At 45.0% G+C, this 2,743-nt stretch carries 3 protein-coding genes and 1 pseudogene; all 4 read left to right on the forward strand.

The features are described from left to right. A partial coding sequence (locus ACM0OY_RS40020; RefSeq protein WP_414574240.1) for a hypothetical protein occupies positions 1-197 on the forward strand: 197 nt, incomplete at its 5' end. Positions 198-228: 31 nt separating this feature from the next. Further along, positions 229-1,263, forward strand: a complete 1,035-nt coding sequence (locus tag ACM0OY_RS40025) for a tyrosine-type recombinase/integrase (protein ID WP_414574241.1) — start codon at positions 229-231, stop codon at positions 1,261-1,263. 3 nt (positions 1,264-1,266) lie between these two features. Beyond that, a pseudogene (locus tag ACM0OY_RS40030) lies at positions 1,267-1,739 on the forward strand (hypothetical protein). Further along, positions 1,736-2,428 (forward strand): hypothetical protein, encoded by a 693-nt coding sequence (locus ACM0OY_RS40035; RefSeq protein WP_414574242.1) that lies wholly within the window; start codon positions 1,736-1,738, stop codon positions 2,426-2,428. Before ACM0OY_RS40030 ends, ACM0OY_RS40035 begins: the two are co-directional and overlap by 4 nt. The last annotated feature ends 315 nt before the right edge of the window (positions 2,429-2,743 follow it).

A 2,743-nucleotide genomic window follows, 5' to 3' on the forward strand; every position in this document is an offset into this window, starting at 1 on the left:
ACTGTTTTAGATTAAGTGTCCAATATTGGCGGCTAGAATCGGACACTTGCCATAAACAGGGTATGGCGCAACGGGTGTGGGGTGTAGGGACTCTATTCTTAAGAACGGAGTTTCACTTACAGAACATTAGGCAGACAACTTTTAACTTCTGGTTTGGGCAAATTCTACCTGAAGTCACATACAATTTGGGGTGTTAGTTCCACTGTGCTTCTAGGCGCTCGCCGCGATATGGCAAATAACTCCCAGTTTGACAACCTACCACAGATCAAACTTATTCCCTTAAATGATGAAGCTGTATGTATGGAGCAGCGAACACCGAGGGATAGACCAGCAAAAATAGCTGCGCCGACTGATATTCGCCTTGTAAAGGTGCTGGAGTTTTTACGCAGCAACAACCTAGCGCCTAATAGTCGTAAGCTCTACGAACGAGAACTAAAGCGGTTCTTAGGATGGACGCAACTGCACTATCACGAGCTACGCCCACGTCACTTTGGGTTGTACAAAGAATATCTGCGAGATGAAGTAAAAACTGATGCACAAAAGCCGCTTTCAAAAAGCAGCATCAATGCGGGAGTTGCCGCACTGAAAAGCTTTTTTAAATGGATGTGTTACACATATCCAGATATAGTTGCTACCAATCCAACGCTGGGGATAAAACTAGAAAAAGTACCACTGCCACCAGCCCAAAGCTTAACACCAGAACAGATGGAAAGAGTATGGGCAGCTTTAGAGCTACTGGGAGAAACAAAGCAACGGGATACCGCACTGGTACACATTCTCAGTCACGGGTTGAGGGCAGGGGAAATCGTGGAGTTAAATGTCGGGTCATTTGATGGCAAGCTACTATTTTTACCAGATACCAAAACGAATGAACCGCGCCTAGTGCCACTAAAGAAAGAAAGCCGTGAAGTTTTGCAAGAATATTTGCGATCGCGTATTGAATCAGGGGAACAATTGAATAGCCTGACACCGTTGATGATTTCACACCATGCTTCATTTAAAGGCGAACGCTTGAGTTACCACGGCATTTACTTTGCTGTGGAGAAAATCGGAGAAATCGCAGGCATTGAAGATTTACATCCGCACTCGTTTCGGCATACTTACGCTACTGATTTAATATTACTAGGTCTTGATCCAGCTCACGCAAGGAAGTTAACAGGACATCATAGTGACAGAGCTTTTCGGCGATATACACTTCGTGGCGAGCAACAAGCGGCGATCGCTGCTTACTATCGTGCGATAGGGGAAGACAAAGCGGAGTGAGGAATGCCCAAGCCACTTGATCCCAAATGCCAGCTATGCGCCAAGCTACCCCCAGCTAAGGCTAAGGTACTTCATGGGCCAGAAGGTGATGGCTGCTGGAATGCCAAGGTTTGTCACAATCGCCGTTCGTTCTACCGCAACAAAAGTAAAGATGATTCTGGGCACATTGAGGCGATCGCCGTTGACCCACCAGCTAACTATTTTGCAGTACTTTATCTATATAAGGAACCGGGAGATAAACCTTTACACGCCTTGAGTGCAGAGTTATGGCTGGGGCAAAAGCCGATTTGTCGTTTAGAGCCAATTCACTGCTTTGGGCTAACGGCGGGCAAGATACGCGCCTATACAGATAAGGTATTACAGGCGTTTGCTAAAGAATACAATGTTTCACTATATCAATATAAGGAAAGGATATGTTTGAAGTTAGCCCAACGCATTGCCCAGTGCGTCCCTGTCCATTGCATCCTGAATCATGACCAGCTATCGCCAATTAACAATCTGGGATATCTTGGATGAAATATCATCAGATCCAGCCACTTGTTCGCTAGCTCCAGTGTGGGAATGCTTAGATACTGAGCTAGAAAATTTACCAACCGAAGTGCAATTATCAACTGCTGCGGCAGCGTTTTATCAAATTGCAGATATTCTTCTGTCTCGTGCTGAGTTACTGTTAGAAGATGTACAGGCTGACAACGATACTGAGGGACCAGTAATCAGTACTGATATCTTTGCTGGATTAGTGCGGACAACCATGCAGCTAGAATTAGATGACCTCATCGAAGAACCTCCTGTGCAAACTTTTAGACCGCATGGGCCGCATCAGTTTTCCAATACTGCCCAAAATAATGATTCAGTGGCAGCGCCTGTTGACAAGACGAACGTCCTAGCAATGCTAGAAGAAGTGACGACTTTAGAAGATGTTCGTAACTTAGCAAGCGATGAAGATGTGCAAAAATGGACTGCTGCGATCGCACAGTATCTTGCACAAGTAAAAGATGAAATTGCCCTAACTAAACTGCAACAGAAGTTGAAAATGCCGATGGTGGAGGTGTGGTTGGGATTATTGCTAGGTGGCTTTAAATTAGAGCAACGTGGGGATTTTTACAATAGCCAAAATATTTGGGTAATAGAAAGTTCTTCTGGATGTTGGATGCACGAACAATAACCCACACGATCTTTCAACAGAGCCAGTTGTAATTAATCGCCTGGCTACAAAACTAAAGATATGGGGGGCTAGCGCTTATTTTTGCCGACCAATGGTCGGCATCATCTTTCAATGGACTGATTGATTTGGTCAACAGGGGAGATCGTTAAAGAAGTCGGAAGTTGGAAGTCGGAAGTCGGAAGTACAGTTTTGTAACGGGGATTTAGACCCCACTCCAAAAACTTTTCGCCTTAAAAGGCGAGGTTTTAAACCCGATTGTTTCGATAAAAGAGGAGCTTTCATCCCTGAAAGGGATGAAAGCGAAGGCTGGCTTTC

The sequence above is a fragment of the Nostoc sp. CCY 9925 genome, from assembly GCF_963920935.1.
Lineage (GTDB): Bacteria > Cyanobacteriota > Cyanobacteriia > Cyanobacteriales > Nostocaceae > Nostoc.

What these genes read in the sequence shown, in the direction of transcription:
- ACM0OY_RS40035 (WP_414574242.1), top strand. Translation starts at nt 1,736, where the DNA reads ATGACCAGCTATCGCCAATTAACAATCTGGGATATCTTGGATGAAATA.
- ACM0OY_RS40025 (WP_414574241.1), top strand. Translation starts at nt 229, where the DNA reads ATGGCAAATAACTCCCAGTTTGACAACCTACCACAGATCAAACTTATT.